The organism is Niabella beijingensis (assembly GCF_020034665.1).
GTDB classification, from domain to species: domain Bacteria; phylum Bacteroidota; class Bacteroidia; order Chitinophagales; family Chitinophagaceae; genus Niabella; species Niabella beijingensis.
The window spans coordinates 2,535,631-2,557,866 of record NZ_JAIQDI010000002.1; the positions used below are offsets into that span (position 1 = coordinate 2,535,631).

The 22,236-nt window shown below is 50.3% G+C and carries 12 protein-coding genes; 4 read left to right on the forward strand and 8 right to left on the reverse strand.

Annotated elements, in window-relative coordinates:
* Positions 1–27: 27 nt before the first annotated feature.
* Complete coding sequence (locus tag K7B07_RS26605; protein WP_223713597.1) at positions 28–7,014, reverse strand: type I polyketide synthase; 6,987 nt, start codon at positions 7,012–7,014, stop codon at positions 28–30.
* A 678-nt stretch (positions 7,015–7,692) separates the two neighbouring features.
* Between K7B07_RS26605 and K7B07_RS26610 the strand changes: the two genes are divergently transcribed.
* Positions 7,693–9,768, forward strand: a complete 2,076-nt coding sequence (locus tag K7B07_RS26610) for a hypothetical protein (protein WP_223713598.1) — start codon at positions 7,693–7,695, stop codon at positions 9,766–9,768.
* A gap of 302 nt (positions 9,769–10,070) precedes the next feature.
* The gene (locus tag K7B07_RS26615) at positions 10,071–10,250 is read left to right on the forward strand and encodes a hypothetical protein (RefSeq protein WP_223713599.1); all 180 of its coding nucleotides are present in this window, start codon (positions 10,071–10,073) and stop codon (positions 10,248–10,250) included.
* Between the two features lie 69 nt (positions 10,251–10,319).
* On the opposite strand, the gene K7B07_RS26620 is transcribed toward K7B07_RS26615, so the two are convergent.
* Together K7B07_RS26620 and K7B07_RS26625 are read right to left on the reverse strand one after the other, a co-directional pair.
* Positions 10,320–10,745 (reverse strand): VOC family protein, encoded by a 426-nt coding sequence (locus K7B07_RS26620; RefSeq protein WP_223713601.1) that lies wholly within the window; start codon positions 10,743–10,745, stop codon positions 10,320–10,322.
* 106 nt (positions 10,746–10,851) lie between these two features.
* On the reverse strand, positions 10,852–11,907 hold the full coding sequence (locus K7B07_RS26625) for an SDR family oxidoreductase (protein ID WP_223713602.1): 1,056 nt from the start codon (positions 11,905–11,907) through the stop codon (positions 10,852–10,854).
* Positions 11,908–11,997: 90 nt separating this feature from the next.
* On the opposite strand from K7B07_RS26625, the gene K7B07_RS26630 reads away from it, so the two are divergent.
* Positions 11,998–12,786, forward strand: coding sequence for a helix-turn-helix transcriptional regulator (locus K7B07_RS26630; RefSeq protein WP_223713603.1), 789 nt, complete (start codon positions 11,998–12,000; stop codon positions 12,784–12,786).
* 86 nt (positions 12,787–12,872) lie between these two features.
* Here K7B07_RS26630 and K7B07_RS26635 read toward each other — a convergent pair whose 3' ends face one another.
* The 4 genes from K7B07_RS26635 to K7B07_RS26650 all read right to left on the reverse strand — a co-directional run bounded on the left by K7B07_RS26635 (position 12,873) and on the right by K7B07_RS26650 (position 19,868).
* Positions 12,873–13,928, reverse strand: coding sequence for a flavin reductase family protein (locus tag K7B07_RS26635; RefSeq protein WP_223713605.1), 1,056 nt, complete (start codon positions 13,926–13,928; stop codon positions 12,873–12,875).
* An 11-nt stretch (positions 13,929–13,939) separates the two neighbouring features.
* Positions 13,940–16,354, reverse strand: coding sequence for a heavy metal translocating P-type ATPase (locus tag K7B07_RS26640; RefSeq protein ID WP_223713606.1), 2,415 nt, complete (start codon positions 16,352–16,354; stop codon positions 13,940–13,942).
* Between the two features lie 497 nt (positions 16,355–16,851).
* A complete protein-coding gene (locus tag K7B07_RS26645; RefSeq protein ID WP_223713607.1) occupies positions 16,852–19,038 on the reverse strand; it encodes a hypothetical protein in 2,187 nt (728 codons plus the stop codon).
* A 629-nt stretch (positions 19,039–19,667) separates the two neighbouring features.
* A complete protein-coding gene (locus K7B07_RS26650) occupies positions 19,668–19,868 on the reverse strand; it encodes a hypothetical protein (protein WP_223713608.1) in 201 nt (66 codons plus the stop codon).
* Positions 19,869–20,291: 423 nt separating this feature from the next.
* Between K7B07_RS26650 and K7B07_RS26655 the strand changes: the two genes are divergently transcribed.
* Positions 20,292–21,248, forward strand: coding sequence for a Dyp-type peroxidase (locus K7B07_RS26655; protein WP_223713609.1), 957 nt, complete (start codon positions 20,292–20,294; stop codon positions 21,246–21,248).
* Positions 21,249–21,335: 87 nt separating this feature from the next.
* On the opposite strand, the gene K7B07_RS26660 is transcribed toward K7B07_RS26655, so the two are convergent.
* Positions 21,336–21,821, reverse strand: a complete 486-nt coding sequence (locus tag K7B07_RS26660; protein WP_223713610.1) for a YkgJ family cysteine cluster protein — start codon at positions 21,819–21,821, stop codon at positions 21,336–21,338.
* Between the last annotated feature and the right edge of the window lie 415 nt (positions 21,822–22,236).

The following is a 22,236-nucleotide window of genomic DNA, read 5'->3' on the forward strand; positions in this document are numbered from 1 at the left end:
GATCATTATCTTTCCTGCAGACCGGGCTTACCAGACATCCCCGGCCATGATCAGCACCTGGCTTTCCGTACCATATTTCAGTTCGTTCACAAAACTTTCCAGGCCGTCCTCCAGGGGTATCATTGCGATGCCTCTTTTTATGTATTCTTTTTCCAGCGAAGGTGAAACCATACCGGCACCCTTCCACGGGCCCCAATTGATGGAGGTGACCCGGCCTTTGATCCTTTCCTTCAGCGCCCAGGTATAGCGGTCCATCACACTGTTGGCCGCCGCATAATCGGTTTGCCCGCGATTGCCGTACACCGATGCGATACTGCTGAAGAAGATCACAAACTGTACCTCTTCCTTCAGTTCTTCAACCAGTACCCGCAGGGGGGTAACCTTGGTGGTAAAGACCCTTTCAAACGATTCTGCCGTTTTATGAAGGAACAGTTTATCCTCCAGGAGACCGGCACCATGAATCACACCGTCGATGCGGCCCTGCTCCCGGTATACGCTCTGGATAAAAGCGCGCAATCCTTCTTCATCCCGGAGGTCCAGCGAATAATAGCTTGCCGTTGCACCGTTATTTTCAAGTGTCTTTATTGCATGCAGGATCTGGTTATTTTTAAACAGTTCCTGTACGCTTTTCTCTATTTCGGAAGGAGCCTTTAACAGACCTTCTTCAATCAACTGTTTCCGGATCGCATCTTTTGTTTTCAATGCCGCGTAGGGATTGTTGCCAACCGGGTGCGGAGAACGTCCTACCAGGATATAATGACAGGGATATTCCCGGGCAAATCCGGCCGTAAGTTCAGCGGTTATTCCCTGTGCGCCTCCAAACACCAACACTACAGCTTCCTTGCCGAGATGCAGGGTGGTTTGCCCTTCCTTTGCAGTCAGATGAGACGACACGAGGTTGTAACGGAACCGCTCTGTTCCCTGGTAAAGGACCTCCGGCGGCCGGTCCGCGTACAGCAGTTCGTTCAGCACAATGGTTGAAAAGGCCGCAGGATCCAGTACCGATTGCAGGCTGATCATACGGCAACAGGTCTGTTCCAGTTCGCGGTCGAGGCTCTTCATCAGACCAGAAAATCCCTGGTAACGGCGCAGCAGGGTTATATCGCCGCTTTGTTTCATATGCCCGGTAAGATCGCTGAGCGTAAAGATCCACGATACTTTTTCCGGGTTTAGTTTTTTAATAAGGGCAAAGGCATCCATAATGCTGTAACATCGTTCCGATTCATGGGCATTGATGATGATAAGACCGTCGTACAGATCCAGCGGATCCTCCATTGTGATCACACGGGCTACCGCACCCTGTTCTTCCAGCCGTTGCTTTACAGCTGCCGCCATATGCCCGTTGTCCTCGGTAACAGCAAAGAGCTTTCCACGGATCAGTTCAGGATCTCCGGCAGCTGTTTGCGCAGCGGCAATTTCAAAACGCAGCCGGGAGATCAGGTTGTCTGAATCTTTCCGGCCGGAGGTAAGCCCTTCATTGATGATCTGCTGCGCTTCCTCAACCGGGGTTGCAGTAGTACCGGGTTTACTCAGCCAGCCCAGCAGGCCATTCAGGGTTTTGATGGCCGCCAACTGTTCCATCAGATCATCACCCGCCGCTTTATCCCCGCCCAATGCACCTTGCAGGGCGCCGATGATCTCCATCCGTTTGATCGAATCAATGCTCAGGTCTGCCTCAAGATCAAGATCGAGCCCGAGCATCTCTACCGGGTAACCGGTTTTATCACTTACGGTCTGCAACAATACAGCACGCAGATCCGGCACCGGCCGGTTCAACGCCCGCGCTGCCGGCACAGATGATTCCGGTTCCGGCTGACCGGTATTGGCATTGATCCAGCTGATCAGACCGCTCAGGGTTTTGATGGCCGCCAGCTGTTCCATCATCTCTTCTCCGGCATCACCACCGGTATTAAAACCGCCCAGCCTGTTCCGCAGCTCACCGATGATCTCCATTCTTTTTATAGAATCGATACTCAGATCGGCTTCCAGGTCCATTTCCAAACCCAGCATTTCATTGGGGTAACCGGTTTTATCACTTACCACCTCCAGCAATACTGCTTTCACATCTGCAGCCCCGGGTTGCGGCAACGCGGCAGGAGTTATATCCGGGATTACAACAGCAGGAACCGTTGAAGCCGGTGGAATGGGCGGTGGCACCCGGTTCGCCGGTACAGCCGGCGGCATCATCACGGGTTGCCCGAGATAACTCATCATCACATCCCGCTGTGCCTGTATCATCATTTTCATGCTGTTCAGGTATTCCAGCATCATTTTATCTGTGGAAGAAGGTTCCTGTATCATGGAAGCAGTTGACGTTTTCAGCTGAAGGGGTTGTACGATCGGCAAGGCGCCGTGGTCCGGCAGCGTACCGGAAGCCGGTAATGCCTTCTGTCCGTCTATATACCAGAGGGCGGGGCTTTTACGGTAAGCTTCCGGTGTATCGATTTTGAGCAGCCGCGCATTCCTGTTGCTGAATAATTGCTGCAGATGCACCTCCCTTCCTGTTGCCAGGTAAGCTGCAATCGTTTTAAGCAGCAGCGCAATACCTCCCTGATCCTTATCTTCTGTATGCAATACCAGCCCATCTTTATTCAGGATCGACCGGGTAAGTCCCGCCAGTACTTTGCCCGGTCCGGCTTCAATAAATATCCGCGCACCTTCAGCATACATGCCTTCTATTTCTTCCGTAAACTTAACCGGCTCCACCAGGTGCTTTGCCAGCTGCTGCCGGATCGCTTCCGGCTGCGCCGGATAGACACCGGCCGTGGTATTGGACCATACCGTTAATTGCGGGCTGTGGAAGGGCACCGCCTGAAGTGCAGCAGCAAACAGGTCTTCAGCGCCGGCCAGCAACGGACTGTGAAAAGCACAGGCCACTTCCAGTTGCCGGAAGGAGATCTTCTCTTCTTTCATCCGTTCCATCAGTTGCTGCATGGCAGCTGTGGTTCCCGCCAGCACTGATTGTTTGGGCGCATTAAAATTAACGGCCCATATATCCTTTTCGTCTTTGATCAATGCCTGCAATGCGGCGGACGGCAAGCTCACGGCGGCCATCATTCCTTTATCGGCGCCAACAGCATTCAATATGGCGGCCGCTCTTTTTTCACTCAGATCGACCAGCACTTCCGGATCAAACACCCCCGCAAAGCATAATGCAGGCAACTCACCATAGCTGTGCCCGGCTACCATGTCGGGCACGATGCCAAGCGAAAGGAGGTATTCGGCAATGGCGAGATCCACGATCCCCAGCAGCGGCTGGGCATTGCGCGTATCTTTGATCGCTTCCTGCTGTGCTGCGCGTGCGGCTTCGTTGAACACAGCATCCGGAAACAATATTTTTTCATATTTTTTATGCCGTGCCAGCAAACAGCGCATTGCGGGGAACGCAACAAACAATTCCCGCGCCATATTGATACGCTGGCTGCCCTGCCCGGAAAACAGGAACGCCACCTTACCTTCTTTTTTATCTATTGAAAAAACGCCCTCGGCTGCAATGCCCTGCCTTGCAGCCTCTATACGTTCCAGCAACTGCACACTGCTTCCGGCAATGATACTGAACTGTACCGGTGCTTCATTATAAACTGCCAGACTGTACGCCAGGTCTTTTAATGAAAGGGTATCATTCGCATAAAGCAATTTTTTTACACGCTCCATCACCTGTATTGCCGCACCGGAAGTTACACCCCGGAAAACAAACAATTCAACCGGCCAGGCAGGCAATGGCATTGCCGGCTCCTGTGCAGGGTTACTTTCGAGCACTGCATGAAAATTGGTCCCCCCAAAGCCAAAGGCGCTCACACCGGCCCTTCGGATTGCATCGGTCCAGATACCTGCCGCTGCATTAAACGCAAACGGACTGGTCGATGGTGCGTAATACCCATTGGGTTGATGCAGGTGGATAGTAGCGGGTTTTACACCGTGATAAACAGCAAGTGCCGCTTTGATCAGCCCGGCCAGGCCCGCTGCACATTTGGTATGCCCGATCTGCGTTTTTACAGAGCCCAGATGTACCTGCCCCGGCAAAGCACCTGCATTCAGCAACAGGTCGGTCAGTGCGCTCAGTTCTGTGCGGTCGCCCACTACGGTTCCGGTTCCGTGTGCTTCCAGCAGCCCCAATGCTGCCGGTGAAATACCCGCCTGTTCATAGGCCCGTCCGAGTGCGCTGAGCTGTCCGGTTTTACGGGGAGCGGTCAATCCAAGACTTTTGCCATCGCTGCTGCCGCCCACACCTTTGATAACAGCATAGATCCGGTCTTCGTCGCGCTCAGCATCTTTCAGCCGTTTCAATACTACAATAGCTACACCTTCTCCCAATGCAATACCATCTGCTTCCGCGTCAAAAGTGGCGCAGCGTCCTTTACGCGAAAGCGCATGCGTACTCGAGAACATCAGGTAGTCGTTGATACCGTTATGCAGGTCTACACCACCGGCCAGCACCATATCCGACTTTTCAAGGATCAGCTCCTGACAGGCCAGGTCGATGGCCGCCAGCGATGAGGCACAGGCTGCATCTACTGTATAATTGCGGCCGCCGAGGTTCAGCCGGTTGGTGATCCTTCCGGAAATCACATTTGCCAGCACTCCCGGAAAAGAATCTTCTGTAAGTTTGGGCAGGGCCTTATCCAGTTCTTCCGGCATTTCGCCAAAGACCTGTTTAAAATAATTGCGGAAACCATAGCTGTTCGCCAGGTCGTTGCCACCTTCAGCGCCCAGGATCACGGATACATTTTCCGCATTAAAATCACCGTCCTTATAACCGGCATTTTCAAGCGCCTGTTTGGCCACCAGCAGGCTGAGCAGCTGACTGGGTTCGATCGCGGCAAGCGACTGCGGCGGTATGCCAAACTCCAGCGGATCAAAATCTATACGGGGAATAAAGCCGCCCCATTTGGAGTGCGACAAACCCTCCGCGCCAGAATCCGGATCGAAGTAAAGTGCTTTATTCCAACGGTCGTCAGGTACTTCCGTTACGCTATCGGTACCCGTTACAATATTGCGCCAGTATTCATCGAGGTCTCTAGCTCCGGGATAGATACAGGCCATACCCACAATGGCAATATCCACGGCCTTGTCCGTTCTCACAGGCAGTATTGGCAACGCGGCCGATTGTAAATAAGCGGCGCTGCCTTCTGTTACATTTTCATGCAGCTCCCGGAGGCTCATGGTGCCGTGATGCATTGCTGTTACCTGTCCGATCATATACATACCCCGGTCCAGCTGCCCGGTTGCATCCACCGCCACCAGGTTGCTGTCCTGCCGCTCGATACCCTTGGCAGCGATCCTCAGGCGGCCAATATTCAGTGCCTCCAGTTGCTTCCAGATCTCTTTTTTATCCCATCCTTCTTTTATGAGCCGCTGTTTTTCCTGATTAAAAAAATCAGTGAAAGGAGAACAGAGGCAGCGGGTTTCATGACCCGGTGCTGTTTCCAGCAATACCGTATCTTTTTTTGCGATGGCCTGCTGCTGAAACTGTTCAAGCACGGCACCTGTCTGCACGGCTTCATGGGTGAAGATATAAGCCGTACCCATCAGCACCCCCAGCTTTGCACCCCGTGCTGCCAGCGGCGCAGCCATTACAGCAACAAATGCGGCAGAAAGCGCATCGTGTATGCCACCGGCAAAAAAAACATGGATATCCGAAAGATCATCTTCCTGCAATAACCGTTCGATCTGTTTCTCCCAGAGCACCATGCTTGATAAGGGTCCGACATGACCGCCGCATTCCCTTCCTTCAAACACAAAACGCCGGGCTCCTTCCCGAAGGAACAGGTCCAGTAATACTACAGAAGGCACATGCAGGAATACAGGGATCCCCATCTTCTCCAGTGGTTTGGACTGCGAGGTCCTGCCCCCTGCGATCAGCACCACCGGTGGCCGCTCTTCGCGGATCAATGCCAGCTGCTCCTCGCGCAGCTCCTGCGGAGCAAAGCCTAGAATGCCCACGCCCCAGGTTTTACCGCCGGCCAGTGCTTTGGTCTGCCGGATAAGATCACGTGCCGGTTGCCCTTTTAAAAGACTTAACGCCACAAACGGCAGTGCACCGGCATTGGCTACCGCTGCTGCAAATTCCGGCACATCGCTTACACGGGTCATAGGCCCCTGCGCTACAGGATAGTGAATGTTCAATGCCTGTGCCATTGTATTTCCCGGACACAGCACGTTCAGGGCTTTGGCCTGAACCAGGTGTCCGTGCATTGCCTCATGAAAGGCAAACACGAGGTGTTCCATTTTTTTATAACGGGCTGAAAGACCGGCTGCCAGCGCCACATCCTGCCCCAGGGGAATAAAACCTGTTTGCAGTTCCCAGTTACCCAGCAACGGACTGATATCGGCAAAAGCCGCAGCAGCAGGCAAAACCGGGCTGTCGGGGCGTACGAGTACCCGGTACCCGTCAATGACCCGCGTCTCATTCCCGTTTAGTTTTTCTGCGATTTTTTTTATGATTGCGGGAGCATTGCATTCCCGGAACAGCAATACCTGGCTGTCGAGCACCACCCCTGCTGCTCCAAGCGCTTTCACCGCAGCAGCCGTGTGGATGCCAATCCCGCCCTGTACATAAACAGGAATATCTTTAACAGCAGCTATTACACGCTGAAACAGGATATAGGCCGACTCCTCCCCAACCGCTCCCCCGCTTTCATTGCCCTTTACAATCAAAGCGGCGGCTCCGGCATTTTTCGCCTGCAACGCCTCCTCCAATGCAGTAACCTGGTAAAACAACCGGGCCGGATCGGTACCGGACACTTGCCCGTGCAGGCTCCAGGGTGCTATAACAACTGAAATATTGTCCGGCAACCGGATATCCTCCGGAAGAGCGGTTGTCAGACAGATGCCAAAGTTGTCCCGTTCCTGTCTGTCCATCTCATCAAGGGCAGTTACGATATCCGCTTTTTTCCGCCCCAGGTGCACAACAGGGAAGGCTCCGGCCCGCGCTACAGTCAGGGCGAACCTGACGTCCGGGATTTCGCATGGAGACACGATCAGCAGGTCCTCATCTGGAAATTTTGGATGCATAAGTTCAGATTGGGCTCAAAATTCTTGTCCGCGCTATTATAATAATTATTAGTCTTTATGAATGGGGCGCCATGCCGACTTATCAGAAAACTGAACCAGGTCTTTTTCAGAAGCCTGTCCGTCTTATCTTATGGAGGGCGATCCGTCAACATTTCCCATCCTATTTACACAAACACTTATAATATTTTTTTAGTATTGGCTCAATAATTTGGAGGTTTAGAGATTCAAGTTAAGAGGATTCAAAGGTAAGGCTATCGGATACTAGAACTGTTATTTTTTTGAAATTTATTTTTGAAATGCTGCGCTGCTCCTGTGTATTGCTTCCCCGGTACCCTTCTGCATTTCTACGATCGATAAGATTGTCCTCTTATGCCACAAGTGCCGGAACCCTTCACTTTTGATGACACAGGTTCCTCCTTCGCTGCTTCAACTAAAGATCACAGACAACCTTTCTGTTTGAAAACGGACCGCCCCATAAAACGGGAAGGAAAGAGCAATCATACCGGAGAATGAAATCACTTTGAAAAAATTACTTGTAGATCTTATTAAAAAAGTCATTGAAATTATCATTATCCCCGGTACCCCGACCGATGGCAATAAATTGTTCCGTAATTTTTCAATATGATGAAAAGCCCGTCAGACCTGGTAGCATAATCAGTTCACTTTAAATCCTTGTTTATGAAACCGACACCTCATCTCAAACTGTCTTTTTTTATCTTCTGCTGTATAACGTGTATTACAGCAGGTGCCCAGCGTTCCCTGAAGTATGAAAACGGAGGCGGACCGTCGGGGAACGGACCGTCCACAACGAATAAAGTGGTCACCATGTATTACGGAGATGCAGGTGTGTACAGTCCTCCCACCACCGTCACCTATTCCATAAGCAACCAGCAATACCCCGGCATTGAGGGCAATTCCGGCACACCCGGTCTTGTTTTTGGCGGGGGCAACAATAATTCTGCGAACAGCCCGGTGGGAGGCGCTGTTTATTATTCGCTGATAAACAGTCTGGGGGCATCAACCAATGGTCATTATTCAACCGGGGGCGCCACACCTGCTGTCAATGTTGCCAATGATTATTCCATACAACTGACCGGTTTTTCAGATGCATTGCTGAATGCCAATGGCTCCAACAAAGTGGCAACCAATTCAAAGAACGTATATTATGCGGATCTCACGCTTACATTTAACCGCCCGGTGAACAATCCCGTGTTACACATAACCGGCCTGGGAGGAACCACGAATTCAAGCAACGGGCAAACACTGGGGCTGGCCTTACGGTTTGAACTGACCAGTGCGGGTTTTTCCGTTTCAAGGCTCAGCGGCAATTTTGCATTTAATGTCTCCGGCACCACCATCCGGAACTCATCCGCACGTTATAACGGGGGCACCAATAACAGCAGCCCCTCGGGAGCCTCCGGAAGCGTTCGTATCAATGGTTCTCAAATCAGCACACTTACCTTCCGGGTGGCCATGGATGGCGATGGTGGCGGCAATACCTGGGGACTTACCAACCGGGTCACCTCCGATGCCATTCTGGTAAGTGTTTCCCTGGCCACTTACAGTTTAAGCGGAACAGTATTCAATGATGCGAACGGGCTCAGTGATAATACCGTAAACGGAACGGGCACCAATGCCGGCGGACTCAACGCGGTACTGATCGCAGCAGGGGCCAACACCGTGGCAGCAGTTGTTCCGGTAAATGCCGATGGCACCTACACCTTTAACAACAATGTATTGGCAGGCGACTATTCTGTTGAGCTCACCACTGAAAACGCTACTGTTGATGAAGCTCCGCCTCCGGTGCGTCTTCCGGACGGCTGGGCAGCCACCGGTGAGCACCTGGGGTCGGGCAGCGGAAACGATGGCACTCCAGACGGAATCCTCACGGGAATTACCGTCAACAGCAATGTAACGGAAGCGAATTTTGGCATTAACCAGCAGCCGGTCACTGATGACTTTACACAAACCATCCCCATACCCAGAGACAATTCCATCCCCGCAGGAACGATCGATGGCTCCATTAGCGGTTCTGATCCTGATGACGGCCAGCTGGGTAACGGAAATTCTGTTGTTATTACCGAACTCCCCGAAAACGGCACATTGCTGTACAACGGCCAGCCGGTAACAGCAGGACAACCGATAGAAAATTTTGATCCCCGGCTCCTGTCCTTTACCGATCTCCAGGATGGCACCACCTTCACTTCATTCAAATTCAGTTTTCTGGATGCTGCAGGAAACCAGAGTGCCACCCCCGCTACCTTTACCGTGAGCTGGGAAGGTGCACTTGCCGTAGCATTTGGACCGGTTACTGCCCGGGTAAGCAATGGTACGCTGGTACTGCAATGGAGCACACTGGAAGAAAACAATAACGATTACTTTGAAGTTGAAGTTTCCAAAGACGGAAAAAAATTTATCGCTATCGGAACGGTCCGGTCCCGGTCGAACAACGGAAATTCCAATGCGCCACTGGAATATAGTTTCAGCCGGTCCTTAAACGAAGTGCAAACTTTCGGGGGGCTGATCCTTTTTCTTTCGATACTTGGATGGGGTTTCTTTAGAAAAAAGAAGCAGCTTTTATCAGCATCAATAAACTTAATGATCTTCTGTGGCACTTTGCTGATGGCCTGCCAAAAAACTGCGCTGCCGCCAGCAGGAGAAAATGAGCTGTTTGTACGCATTGTCCAGGTGGATAAAGACGGCACAAAATCCTATTCCAGGATCATTAAAGTAAATCTTAAAGAACCAGATTGAAATTTCAATAAGGACCAGAATACATTATTTTACTCCTGGGCATTGGTCCGGGCAGCAACCCGGTCCTGCTTTTCCAATGCCCGGACACAACTGAAAATGCTGTACTATTACTATCCGGCTCAAGGTTTTACGCGTGGTCAAACAACAGCGTCTAGACCCGATTCCAGTGAACCTGCTAAAAACTTATAAATTTTATAAGTTTTTAGCAGGTTTTATATAACCCTTACGCCGTTAAACCCGCATAAATTTGCAAAAAGCAAAAAGTAAGCTTTATTATTGCCCCAGATGTGTAAATCGATTGAATGAAAAAACACAAAAGCTTTTTCCTGGCAGGCATCGGGTTTGTTCTTTTGGGCCTGCTCATAACGTTTGATGTATTTTCCCCCGATCTTTCCGGGATTGCGGGACCCGCCTTTATGGCGGTGGGTGCATTTGTCATATGGTATTCCGGTTATCTTAAAAGCAGAGAAAAAAAATCATGACTCCCCTTTTCCGCGCGTCAACATCTTTGTACCTTCGCAGATAAGAGCCCTGTAGGAAACAGAAAGCTATCAGCTTTCAGCGGGAAGAAAGGCCGGGTTGTAAACCACTTCCCAGAGATGATTGTCGGGATCGAGAAAGTATCCGGCATAGCCGCCCCAGAATGTATCCTGTGCCGGTTTTATGATCTGTGCACCGGCCTGCTCCGCCTGCTTCATGACGGCATCCACTTCCTCCCTTTCTATTACATTATGCCCGATGGTAAATTCCGTTGAGGAGGGTGTCTGTTTCAACAGCCCTGTATCTTTCAAAATACTTTTACGCGGCCAGACCGCAAGTTTCAACCCGTTCTGAAGATCAAAAAACGCAACAGCGCCGTTTTCGAATTCTTTTCCGACAATGCCTTCCGAAGGCAGCCCCAGTCCTTCGTGATAAAACCGGTAAGCCCTGTCTAGATCATCTACACCGATCGTCAGGACCGAAATGCGTGGTTTCATATTTTTCTTTATTTTTTAGATACGATCGTAAAAACGCTTATTGAAAATCCGGTCCTTTCTATACCTGGCCGGTGAACGAATATACCGGCAAAAATCATGCAGGGTATCAGGGAAGGATCTTTTTCCTGCGCATTTCATCAAACAGGCCATAAAACATTTGTTCTGTATCCACAAATTCATGGAAGCCCAGCCGTCTTGCCCGTGTACCATCTGCAAAAAAATCATAGTCCCAGGAAAACACAAAATCCCCGAACGCCCAGGACGACACCGCGCTATAGCTGTGTTCCAATCCATGTATTTGCCGGATGTGTTCCCATAACGCTTCTTTATCCGCCATCATCGTCTGCAACGGCAATTGTAAGGGTGGCGCTGTTTCCATGTTAAAATAAGCCGCAATTTTCGGCCAGAGTTCGTTCCAGCGGAACAGGTCGCCATTGTTGATATTAAATGCCTGGTTGGCACATTGCGGACTCGTGGCCGCCCATACCGTTGCTTTTGCCAGCAGGGTGGCATCCGTCATTTCCATCAGTGTTTCATAGGCTTCTGCCTTGCCGGGAAAACGAAGCGGAAGCCCCAGCTCTTTTGAGATCGTGGCATACACCCCGATCACCATTGCCAGGTTCATGGGATTGCCGGTGGCCGTACCTCCTACAACCGATGGCCGGATGGCCGACCAGGTCCAGCGTTTGCCCTGCTGCTGTTTTTCAAGATACTGTTGCTGATCGATATTGAATTCCGGCGGCATGTGTCCGGCATCCGTTTCCTTTGCCGGTGTTTTAAAGGGCCCCAGATGGGCACCATACACTTTATACCCCTGCATCAGGCTTACATGCTGCAGGTTTACGGCTACCGGTTCAACAGCCGTCAACACATTCACCAGCATGGCGCGATTAGGAGCTACCAGGGCGGCCCAGCTTTCCCGGCCCTGGTAAGCAGCATAAAAGATATGCGTAACGGTAGTTAGTGCCGCCAGCTGTTTCCGGCAGTCTTCCGGGTCCAGCAGATCGACTGCGATGTACCGGAGGTTGTCCGTATCCGTTCCTCCCCTGCGCGACAGTCCGATAATATCCCATGTTCCTAGTTCCCGCAGGTAATGGATCAGGTTTGTACCGATCACCCCATTGGCGCCGACAATCAGCGCTGTATTGTTTTTTGATTTCATACAGATCTATTTAAATTTCGTGGGGCAAAAATAGCCTTGGCTTTTTAGTAGCAATTGTAAAAATCAACTATAATATTGTAAATTTCCAATATGAAACGTTACCGGCAATTTGAGCCCCTCCTCATTTCGGACTTTAAGGCTTCGCGGTGGAAGCATCCGGAGCACAATCACAATCATTACGAACTCATCTTTATCCGGGAGGGGTCGGGTCATCATATCATAAACGGGAATGCCCTGTCTTATACCGGCGGCGCTGTTTTTCTACTCGGACCGGAAGAACAGCATTATTTTAAAATCAGGGAACGCACGCATTTTATTTATCTGAAGTTCACGGATGCTTACCTGCACCATGCAGACGGACCACAGGCCGCAGTGCACCATCTTGAATATCTTATAAAAAGCCGGGAGACCCACCAGGCCGGTTTTAAACTGCCGGAACAGGAACTGGCCATCGTATCCCTGATCTTTGATATCCTTATCGCATTAAAGCCGGACCCAACCGGCAACCGGGAACTGATCTGGCACCAGCTGCTTGCCCTGTCGCATATTTTAAAAAGAAATATGCCGGAGCTGAAGACTGCGGGCAACAGGAGCAGGGATCTGCAGGCTGTTTTCTGTTATATTCACAAATACATTTATGAACCGGACCAGCTAAGAGCCCGCATGATGGCGGAACATTTTAATATCGCTACGGAATACCTCGGCGCTTATTTTAAACGGAACACCGGCATTACCTTAAGGGCATATATCCGGCAATACCGGAGCACACTGATCCGGCAGCGGATCTCAGGCGGCAGAACGGGGTTAAAAGAAATTGCTGCTGAATTCGGACTGACCGACACCAGTCACCTCATCAAGGTGCTGCAACATGCTACATGACAAACCCTTACTTGATGTTCTCTCCGTAGCTTACAGTCGGCTCTGCTTTTAACCATTTTTTTACAGTGGGGATCCCGGAACAGTTGCTACTGCCAGCGGTCGACCTCTATGGTCACATCGCCGGTAACGGGCACCGACTGGCAGAGCAGCACATCACCGGCGAGCAATTGCTCCGGTGTCAGTGCCAGGTTTCTGTTCATAGTGACCGAACCGCTGGTGCGAGTGGCCCTACAGGCACCGCAGGAGCCGTTATCACAGGAATGATTCAGTGGCACACCGGCAGCCAGCGCCGCTGTAAGAATGGTACTGCCGCCTTCAACTTCAAGAAGACGCACCGAATCTTCAAAGAAAAATAATACTTCGCGACGCTCATGTTGCAGCGGTGGGATTGCAGGAGTTGCCGCGGGGTCAAAATCTTCCCTGTAAACCTGTGTTTCCGGAACACCCAGCCGCAATAGCGCCGCTGAAATATTTTCCATCATAGCGGGCACGCCACACAGAAAATAAAATGCCTCCGGGATCCCGCCCGGCATGCGCTTGTCAAGCGTATGCTGTATCCAGCCGGCTGCAAGCCGCCCGGTCGTTCCGCTGATACCCCGGGGAAGCGGGCTTTCGCCCGAAAGCGCATGAGACACGGTGAAGCGACCGGAGAACTGTTTTTGCAACCGGTCCAGTTCTGTATGAAAAATAATTTCCGCCACCGACCGGTTTCCCAGTAACAGGGTAACAACGGCGTTCTCTCCGAGCAAAAGGGTATGGATCATCGGAAGCAGGGGCGCAATGCCGCTTCCGGTTGCAATAAATACAAAACTTCCGGATCTTTCTGCCGGAAGTATAAAATTTCCAAGCGGCCCATCTATTTTCAGCAACATCCCTTCCCGGGCTTGCTCCACCAGAAAATTGCTCACCGTTCCTCCAGGTATTCTTTTAATCGTCAGTTCCGGGAATGGATGCACCCCACAAACAGAGCTCAGGGAATAGGATCGCTGATAGTCCACACCGCCGATAGTTGCAGTAAGGTTTACATATTGACCGGGCTGGTAATAAAAATTGCTGCCCCCGGTATCCAGTGACAGGGTAACACTGCCCGCCGTTTGCCGGGTCACCTTTCTGACCGGCCACATATAGGAAGATAAGGTCATTCTTGTCCGGATTATTTTTTAAGCTTCAGCCGCAAACTATTTCCCACCACACTTACACTGCTCAGTGCCATGGCGGCACCTGCGATCATCGGATTGAGTAAAAACCCATTCACCGGGTAGAGGATGCCGGCCGCAATGGGAATACCGATAACATTATAGATAAAGGCCCAGAACAGGTTCTGCCGGATCGCCGCTACGGTCTGTTTTGATAACCGGATGGCCTGGGAGATCCGGGTAAGATCAGAAGAGATAATGGTCATCTTGGCCACATCCATCGCGATATCGCTCCCCTTTCCCATGGCAATGCTCACATCCGCCTGCGCCAACGCCGTACTGTCGTTGATCCCATCGCCTACCATGGCCACGGTTTTACCCTGCTGCTGCAATTGTTTTACAAAATCCGCTTTATGCTGCGGCAGCACTTCGGCCTTATAATGTTGGATACCGGTCTGTTCCGCGATCGCCCGGGCGGTGGCCTCGTTATCACCGGTGAGCATATACAATTCGATACCCGCTTTCTGTAATTGCGTTACGGCAGCCACAGAAGTTTCTTTTATCCGGTCGGAGATGGCAAGGGCGGCCAATGCCTGCCGGCTGTCTGCAAACCAGATCACCGTCTTCGACTCACGGGTCCATTCGGCCTCCTTACGAGCGAGTTCATCACCGATGATGATGCCGTGTTCGGCCAGGAGTTTTTTATTCCCGGCAAACCAGGTCTGCCCGTTATACACCGCCTTCGCTCCTTTACCGGTAATGCTTTCAAACCCGGTCACCGGCAGCAGTTGCGTACCTTCCAGGTGCCTTACCACAGCTTCTGCCAGCGGGTGTTCTGATTGTTTTTCGATGCTGTGCAACAATTGCCGGGTAATGGCATCTTCCTGCTGCCACACGATATCGGTCACCTGGGGCCGGCCTTCTGTAATGGTGCCGGTTTTATCCAGAACAATGGCATTTATCTTTTTAGCCAGCTCCAGACTTTCCGCATCCTTGATGAGGATCCCATTCTCGGCCCCCTTTCCTACTCCCACCATAATAGCGGTTGGTGTGGCCAGTCCCAGTGCACAGGGACATGCAATCACCAATACCGTTACAAAAGCCAGCAGTCCCTGTACCACGCCGTTATCGCCCCCCAGCACCATCCATAAAATAAACGTCAGTACGGCAATACCGATCACAACCGGCACAAAGATGCCGGCAATTTTGTCTACCAGCTTTTGTACAGGAGCCTTACTCCCCTGCGCATCCTGAACGGTGCGGATGATCTGCGCCAGCATGGTGTCTTTACCTACCTTGATGGCCCTGAACTGAAAACTGCCTTTCTGATTGATGGTGCCTGCAAAAACCTTTTCCTTTTCCGTCTTCAGTACCGGCACGGGCTCACCGCTCAGCATGCTTTCATCCACATAGGAATTACCTGATACCACGATCCCGTCCACGGCAATTTTTTCTCCCGGCTTTACCAGCAACACATCCGCTTCTTTTACCTGTTCAACGGATATTTCGGCCTGCTCACCATTCCCGCGCACAATGGTCACCGTCTTTGGCTGTAACCCCATCAGCTTTTTAATAGCGGAGGAGGTATTGCCCTTTGCTTTTTCTTCCAGCAATTTGCCAAGAAGGATAAATGCGATCACTACTGAGGCCGCTTCAAAGTATACATGCGCATGCAATCCCCTGTTATGCCAGAAATCCGGGAAAATCATATTGAATACACTAAACAGATAGGCCACACCGGTACTCAATGCCACCAGGGTATCCATATTGGCAGAACGGTGTCTGGCCTGCTTCCAGGCATTAATGTAAAAATCCTTTCCCAGCCAAAGCACAACGGGCGTGGCAAAGAGCCACATGATCTCATTGGCATAAGGAATGTCCATCAGGAACATACCGATGACCACTACCGGTAAAGACAACAGCACGGCCCAGATCGTCTTCCGCCTCAGCTGCCGGTATTTTTTCTGATGAATGGCCTCCAGGGTTTCCTGTTGCGTTGCTTCATCTTCCACTAGCAGATCATAACCAATGGCCTGAACGGCTTTTTGAATCGCCTGGGCATTAGTCAGGTTGGGCAGGTATTCCACCGTAAGCGTGGCCGTTGCAAAATTCACTGAGGCATTCAGCACCCCCTCTTCGGATTTCACCATACTTTCCACGCTAACTGCGCAGGAAGCACAGGTCATCTGCAATACAGGAAAGGATTGTTTAACGGTGGTAACCCCGTATCCCAGATCCTTTATCATATTCACCGCCTCCAGTATTGCCGAAGGTTCTTTTACAGTAATGGCAGCCCTCCGGTTGTTCAGTTCCACCTGGTGACGCTCGATCCCCTTTACCTGCGCCAGCCCCTTATCTACAATAAGTGCGCAATGTTCGCTTTCCACATCCTCCAGCGGAAGAAAGATGGGTTGAAGATTATTCTGTGACATACTTTTATTATTGATCATTATACCACAAAATTGAAAAAAAAGGGGTTGCAGGCTGTTACACAATTCTACAATTGATTTGCAATATTTACGTACCAATAACGTTTAGGGAGTAACTGCCGGCACTATTCCCAGGGTCCTGTATCCATTGCGGTCCGGCACAATTGCGTGCGGCACAGCAGTCATATCATATAACTTTCACTAAAGAATATATAAAAACCAAAATTTATTCCTGTAACTATCATAAACAGGGTAATTATTTTTGCTTCTGGTTAAAAGTTGCAATACTCATTGTTCTTTCAAGTAGGTTTCGAATGTAAAGCCAACACGAAGCTCCTTTTCAGGGGCTTCTTTGCTTTTATCTCCAAGCCTGGGGCAGATAAATTCTTCCATAGCATTTACACTGACGTCTGGGAGAAAAGTCCCTCGGGGACGCATGCAGATCCCCAAAACAAAAGAGGCCTCCCGGGGGAAGCCTCTTCATCTTTATCTGTAATCCATTAGCGCACTGTAGCCTGTACGATCTTAGAAGCTTTTCTGGTGCCGTCTTTGTCGACCTGAACGATCCTTACAAAAACTTTACCCGGCTGCTCAATGGCAAGCTGGTCTCTTTTGTTACAGGAAACGGCAAGAACCGCAGTTCCTGTAACAAACAGTGCTGCCATCAGCAGTTGTCTTCTTTTCCGGGAAGAAGAAAATGCCAGCCCGGCTACCAGGAAGCCCAGCCCTGCAAGCGAGGCCATGGTACCTGCTGCTTTTGTAAAGCTGTACTCTAGTTCACTGTCGGAATTTCCGTTCAAACCTTTAGACGCCACGGTACCGATGCTTTTAAAATTGATGCCGTCGGCGGATACTTCAACTTCAAAATGATCATTATCCTTTTCCATCACGGTGCTCCAGTTCACCATCAGGTTTCCATTGTCGAAATAAGCCTCCACGGTTTTAAACGTAACAGGAAGAAATCCGCTCCAGGTCACTTTATAGGTGGCCGGAACACCCTGTTCTCCTGCCGCGTCCACAAATGTATATTTGAAAGAGGTTTCATCGGTACCATCCTGAAGTTCTGTAAAGGATAATTTAGCCGGATCAAAGTCGGGGAAAACCTCCCCTGCAGTAACGGGGTTCCCGTTATAAAACAGCTTTCCGTTGGAGGGCAATTCCGTGATCACTACCGTATTCCCATTCCCCATATTTCCTTCTTCCGCGTCGGTGCCCCGCACCGGCGTGGTAACAGTTCCTTCTGCTATGGCATTCTTCCCGGGTTTTGTGATGCTGTGTGTCACATCCTCAGCCTCCGGGATCCGCTCGATACCAAAGTTGGCATTGTCAAGATTACCGTTACCAATTGTAATACCCGTGAGGATCCCGTCTGCTTTACCGTCATGACCGGCCCCGGTACCCAGCTGTTCGCCCGTTGCCACCCAGCCCTGGGGCAATACTGCTTCGGGAGCAGGATCGCCCGCCGCAGCAGTGCGTGTTGTAATAGCAATGAAGTAATCGCCGGGCAATGCAGCATTTCCAAAACTATAGGTACCGTCTGTTTTAACCGGAACAACAGCAACAACCGTATTTGTTGCAGCATCGATCAGTACGGCATTCAGTCCGCCCGCATTTGTTCCGCTTCCGTTCACTCTATTGTCAGTAAGACCATTCGCATCATTGAACACATTCCCGCTGATGGTATATGCCGTAAGCGAGGTACTCAGCAATGCCACATCCCCGTTAATGGCTGCCGGCAGTTCCGCATCATTAGCCCCCGCAGACCATCGCGGCGTACGGCCGTTGGCGCCGCTTACACGTGTTCCTGCGGCATTGGTTGTCATTCCGCCGTCGGGATGGATCGACACCCGGAAGCTTAAAGAAGTGATGTTATTCCCGGTTACCAATACACTGCCCGATGCCGCATACCGGGTTATATTGCGGATAGTGGTATTGTTTACTTCAATAGTACTTCCCTGTGTATTGGATCCGATCGCCGGTGCCGAGTTCCCGACTGTTTTGCCGGTCACATCAAAATACCGGCTGCCCGCCAGTCTGGAAATATTATAGTTCCCGTTGAGCAGCTCAAATTTTGCAGCATAACCCAATACATAGTAGATATCATTATTTGAGACATTATATCCGTAATATCCGCCCAACCCGGTAAAGTGCAGTACGGGATTGGTAACCGGCCGGCTAAAGGTAACGGTAAGCGTACCATATTCCACATCCCTGTTCACCGGATAACCGGAAGCTGAATAGCGATCAATGAGGGCATCGGTTGCTGTAAAAAGCTGCACCCCGTGATCATTGCTTACATTAACAGCCGGTGCTGCTCCATTAGTGGAGTAATTGGCATTTGCTGAGTTGGAAATACTGTTCAAACGGGGATAGAGCGGGGCTGATTGTATTCTGTTAACACCGGAATTACTGCCATCGATCCCCGACCCTCCGAACGTAAGCCCGGGCACTCCGGGATTGCCTTCGATACTGGAAAACTTCTGATTACTTAAGGAAAAGGTCACGGTCACTTTGGGCTGATATACCGCACCGTCACCATAATTGAACGTTACCACCTGGTTGGCCGTGGCCGGGCCGTTACCTGAAGGGCCGCCGCCCGGTTCAAACTTTAAAGATCCCTGACCAAAAGCAACTGCTGACAGGAACAGCAGCGCCGACAACATACGATTTTTCTTTCTATTTTGCATCTTCAATTAATTTAGACATTACCATTTTACGATCCGCATAACCGGTCCGATACCGTTATGTGCATTATTATTGTTACAGTCTAAATCAGGAGGAAACCAGAGGAGTTGTCAATTCGGGTGCAAAGGTAAACAGGTCTATTTTCCGTAAGCATTCTTTTCGCTCAACAGAACACGTTATTCGATGAGTGCCGTTATTTTTTCTTTAAGCAGAGAATGCCGGAAATGATATATTAAATGACCGTTCAATAAAAACAACTGCAGCCGGCCGGTTATCGGGTTACGGCTCAGCCGGTCATACCTTAATAGAGCATTGATAATTCGACCAGGTTTGACAATAAAATTTACAGGTAAAATATACTCCACGGAAGCGCTCAGCGGTATCTGTATGTGTGGGGTAAACGGGTATTTTTCAAAAGCACCGGCAGACCGGTATACGGCTAAAGGCAGGGTTTATACGCGCACTGCAATAAACCCTGCAAGTTCTTCAGCCTTCTCTCATGCAGCGATTCTCCATTCAAATAACTGCACCTATTTATACATCCGAAAAACAATCGGCAAATAAATTCTTCCCGGCATCCAGACACGGCACTTCAGTTCTTCTGATCGCCTGCCGGTACACCGGCAGTGGCCTAAACATCAACAGACGGCAGCTCCTTCCGGATATCGGAAACGCCCTGTTGCCGGAGCCATTCGGCAAACTCGGCTTCGTTGTCCGGCACAAAATGTACGATCCTTCCGTCAACCAGCATGATCGTAAAAATACCAGAGGCCCGGACGTATTTATACAATTGCTCGCCCGTATATTCAAATCCGGAATAATTATTTTTCATAGTAGCATTTTTTATCAGGGCATATCAATCCTCCTTTTTCCTGTAAGTATCCCGACAGACTGATGAAGAAATCCTGCCCGCTGTTCCGGCAGCTTCCTTTAGCTAAGGCGATACTATTGTTCATATAATATACAGGAGGGCGAATATGTTCCTTACGATTTGCTTAATCCTCCCAAAGCTACGCCAATGCCGGATTGCGATTCCAAAAAAAAATAGCAGAAATACGGCATCCTGTTGTCAAAATCATCTATCCCGGTTCGAGGGCCGGGATACCGCGCCCGGCAGCGGCAGTGTCAACACAACAAACCGGCAGACCGACATCCGCCAGGCTGAACAAAGGGCCGGATATGTTCCGTTTTTCCACCACCGCTATACAGTTGGAAAGCTTGTTTTATATTCGGGTAAAATTATTTCTGAAAGCACATGAAAAGAACAACAGCAACGGAGGCGCAGAACGTCACTGAATACCCGAACAACAATACCATATTTTCCGTGTGGAAATTTAAGGACGGGGCCGCCATCCGCTCCGTATTCGAGCGGCTTTGCGCGCTTATAGAAAACCTCAATCATTCGTTTACGATCCGCATCAATGATGGCAAAACAAGCTGTGTGATGGGCGTGGGTCATGATGCCTGGGTAAAGCTGGGACTGCCGGCACCGCTGCCGCGGGAACTGAAGAATTTTGAACCGATCGCCGGATCCCGGCATACAGCCGTGGCCACCCCCGGAGATCTTCATTTTCATTTCAGGGCCATCAATACGGCCAGTTGTTTTGATATGGCGAGCGCTGTAGCTTCGGTGCTCAGCCCTGCAGCCGAATGCCTGGAGGAAGTACACGGGTTCCGTTACTGGGACGGCCGCTCGATCCTGGGTTTTGTCGATGGCACCGAAAACCCCATTGGCAACGAAAGGGAATATTTTGCTATGGTGGGCGATGAGGATCCTTTATATAAGGGCGGCAGTTATCTTTTTGTGCAGAAATACATCCACAACATGAGCGGGTGGGAAGCATTGTCTACAGAAGAACAGGAAAAAGTCATCGGGCGCTATAAGATCAGCGACATTGAAATGCCCGACGATGTTAAACCCTCCAACTCGCACAGTGCGCTGGCCGGCATCGAAGATGAAAAGGGGAACGACCTTAAGATCGTAAGGGATAATATGCCCTTTGGTCATCCCTCCAAAGGTGAAGTGGGCACTTATTTTATTGCCTATGCCAATACCTTCAGCACTACGAAAAAAATGCTGGAGCATATGTTCCTGGGCGATCCTCCCGGCAATTACGACCGGATCCTGGACTTCAGCACGGCACATACCGGTACATTATTTTTTGTACCCACCATCACGATGCTGAAGCAGTATTCCGCCGGCCCGGAATAAGCGGCAACCAGGGCCCCCGGCCCCGATAACGCATTATTTTTTAGAAAAAGGTATTTCAAAAAGAAAACCCATCGTACAGGAGCCTGTTTACCCGGCATTGCCGGTCAGCTTTTCCAGCACATAATAGGTAATGGGACAAAACTCGCTGTTCTTAAGGGTAAGTGCCGGTCGTTTTATCAGCACATCCTCATCGGTATAGGGAAACCGGGCACAGTCTGAAGGACGGATATCATAAATACCACAGGTATTGTCCGTGTTCAGGAAAGGACAGGGCGATTGCTTCACCACAAAGTCCCCGTCCTCATCCACGCGCAGATAGGTGTCGATAAATACACTTTCTTTCAATCCCAGCCCCCTGGCGATCCGTTTTACATCAGGAGTTTTGAACCGGGGCGAATAATGCTTACAACAGTTCGCACAGGTAAGACAATCCACTGCTTCAAAAGCCGCTTCGTGAAGCGCAGGCAGCTGTTTCAACACCCCATTCTTATCAGTTCTTTTTAAAAACTGCTGGTATTGTTTTTTATGCTCCTTTGCTTTCTTCTCCCAATTCTGTAATATGCCTGCTGTCATTGTCCGTCCGGATATTTTTGTATGATTGCAAAATTAACGGATTGCCCCCGGATCATTAAAACAGGCCGCCCTGCTATTACAGCCTTCCCTCAACAATCACCTGATAATATATACTGTCCTCCGGCATCCGCCCAACCGGTTGCACACCCAGGATGTACCTGCCAGTCTTCCATGCGCAATCGTTTGAACCCTTCCCCAACCCCCGGGGTCTTTTTTGAAAATTTATAACAAAAGCAAACATTTGCTAAATAAAAGAAGACAAACGATAATTTTCATTGAACAGTAAACAAAAAAAGCGCCCTCAACAGGCAGACAACATCATAGAACACGCTCTGTTTCAGGCATTACTCCGGAATGCCGGGCTATTTTTTATCATAAAATGCTTGTACCTTTGCACACCTCAATTGTACTTTAA

Excerpts from the sequence above, each read along its gene's own strand:
- K7B07_RS26605 (WP_223713597.1), bottom strand. The coding sequence starts at position 7,014 with ATGCATCCAAAATTTCCAGATGAGGACCTGCTGATCGTGTCTCCATGC.
- K7B07_RS26660 (WP_223713610.1), bottom strand. The coding sequence starts at position 21,821 with ATGACAGCAGGCATATTACAGAATTGGGAGAAGAAAGCAAAGGAGCAT.
- K7B07_RS26650 (WP_223713608.1), bottom strand. The coding sequence starts at position 19,868 with ATGAAAAATAATTATTCCGGATTTGAATATACGGGCGAGCAATTGTAT.
- K7B07_RS26655 (WP_223713609.1), top strand. The coding sequence starts at position 20,292 with ATGAAAAGAACAACAGCAACGGAGGCGCAGAACGTCACTGAATACCCG.
- K7B07_RS26640 (WP_223713606.1), bottom strand. The coding sequence starts at position 16,354 with ATGTCACAGAATAATCTTCAACCCATCTTTCTTCCGCTGGAGGATGTG.
- K7B07_RS26615 (WP_223713599.1), top strand. The coding sequence starts at position 10,071 with ATGAAAAAACACAAAAGCTTTTTCCTGGCAGGCATCGGGTTTGTTCTT.
- K7B07_RS26645 (WP_223713607.1), bottom strand. The coding sequence starts at position 19,038 with ATGCAAAATAGAAAGAAAAATCGTATGTTGTCGGCGCTGCTGTTCCTG.
- K7B07_RS26620 (WP_223713601.1), bottom strand. The coding sequence starts at position 10,745 with ATGAAACCACGCATTTCGGTCCTGACGATCGGTGTAGATGATCTAGAC.
- K7B07_RS26635 (WP_223713605.1), bottom strand. The coding sequence starts at position 13,928 with ATGACCTTATCTTCCTATATGTGGCCGGTCAGAAAGGTGACCCGGCAA.
- K7B07_RS26610 (WP_223713598.1), top strand. The coding sequence starts at position 7,693 with ATGAAACCGACACCTCATCTCAAACTGTCTTTTTTTATCTTCTGCTGT.
- K7B07_RS26630 (WP_223713603.1), top strand. The coding sequence starts at position 11,998 with ATGAAACGTTACCGGCAATTTGAGCCCCTCCTCATTTCGGACTTTAAG.
- K7B07_RS26625 (WP_223713602.1), bottom strand. The coding sequence starts at position 11,907 with ATGAAATCAAAAAACAATACAGCGCTGATTGTCGGCGCCAATGGGGTG.